2 protein-coding genes are annotated in these 1391 nt (G+C 77.1%); both read right to left on the reverse strand.

What is annotated here, in order from left to right:
* Nucleotides 1-350, reverse strand: a 350-nt coding sequence (locus tag D7231_RS34770) for a universal stress protein (RefSeq protein ID WP_158673896.1), incomplete at its 3' end; no start/stop codon positions are given.
* Nucleotides 351-456: 106 nt separating this feature from the next.
* Entirely contained in the window at nucleotides 457-1095 is a 639-nt protein-coding gene (locus D7231_RS34775) for a DoxX family membrane protein (RefSeq protein ID WP_120760354.1), read from the reverse strand.
* Nucleotides 1096-1391: the final 296 nt, after the last annotated feature.

A 1391-nucleotide genomic window follows, 5' to 3' on the forward strand; every position in this document is an offset into this window, starting at 1 on the left:
GCGCCCAGGGCCCGGGACCCCAGGACCAGCAGGTCATCCGGTGGCGATTCGCCCGCCAGCACGGCGGCGGGCCGGCCCCGGAGGTCGGCGGTGGTGACGGTCAGGCCGGGGTGGCGGCGCGCCAGGTCGGCCGCGGCCGAGGGCAGGGGGCCGTCCTCGATGCCCGCCTCGGGGAAGAGCCCGTAGGGGCGGGCGTAGGGGTTGCTCTCCCGGACGTGGACCAGGCGGAGGGGGAGTTGGCGGAGCAGGGCCTCGCGGGCGGCCCAGTCGGCCGCCGCCAGGCTCTCGTCGGATTCGTCCAGGCCCACCGTGACGGTGGAGAGGGAGTTCGGGGCCGGGTCGGGGAACATGTGTCTGTCTCCTCGGGAGGGGCGCCGCCGGGGGTGGCCGGCGGCGTCCGGCGAACGGGGTCTCGGGTTCCGCGCCGGAGCCAAGGGGGCGGCGCGGGAGGGGAGTTCAGCGCAGCCAGGGGGCGTCGCGGACGACGGGGAGGCGCTCCCAGCGGCCGGCCAGGCCCCAGGTGGCGCCGGCGTGGGCGGCGGCGAGGGCGATCAGGGCGGCTGCGTAGATGACGTGGTAGTCGATCAGCGGGTTCGTCGACATGCTGAGGGACCCGTCGGCCAGGGTCTGGTCGAGCGGCCACTCCGCGGCCCACATCAGCCCCATCATCACGGTGCCGCCGGCGGCGGCCAGGCGCAGGGCGACGCCGCCGAGGAGGGCGAGGCCGATGGCGAGCAGGCCGAGCATGAACGTCCAGTCGGCCCAGGCGTCGCCGGCCCAGCCGTGGAAGGTGTCCTCCAGCGGCCCGACGGAGACGTGGCTGAGGAATCCCTCGGTCGGGGAGCCGCCGTCGACCCAGCCGCCGCCGGCCGGGGTGGCGTACTCCCAGCCGAAGGTCTTGTCGAGGAACGCCCACAGGAAGACGAAGCCGGTCAGGATGCGGAGCCCGGCCAGGGTGCGTGCCGCGGTGGTGGCGGCGGTGGTCGTCGCCGTGGCGGTGGCGCGGGGCGTGGCGGCCGCGGCCCGGCGGGAGCCGTGCCGGGAGGGGAGGAGGCGGAAGCCGGCGGGGCGGCGGGTGTTGTCGTGGACAGCCATGATGTCTCGTCCTTCCGGGGGGTTTTCCTCGGTTCGCGTTGACGCCTTCACCATCCCGCCGCGGCCCCGGGGCGCCTCAGGGGTCACGGGTCCCGGACCCTGGGGCCGAACGGCCCTGCCGCGCGGGCCCGTTCAGTCCGCCCGCGCGGCGACGGGCGCGGGGACCAGCAGGAGAGGGCACGTGGCGCGGCGCAGCAGGGCGCGGAGGGCGTGCCCCAGGTGCGGGCCTATGGACGGGCCGGGCGGGTGCTGCCGGTGGAGGGCGACGACCACGAGGTCGGCGTCCGCGCTCGCCC

This window comes from Streptomyces klenkii (assembly GCF_003626645.1).
In the GTDB taxonomy this organism is placed as follows: Bacteria; Actinomycetota; Actinomycetes; order Streptomycetales; family Streptomycetaceae; genus Streptomyces; species Streptomyces klenkii.

Coding starts and splice junctions, on each gene's coding strand:
- D7231_RS34775 (WP_120760354.1), bottom strand. CDS start 1,095: ATGGCTGTCCACGACAACACCCGCCGCCCCGCCGGCTTCCGCCTCCTC.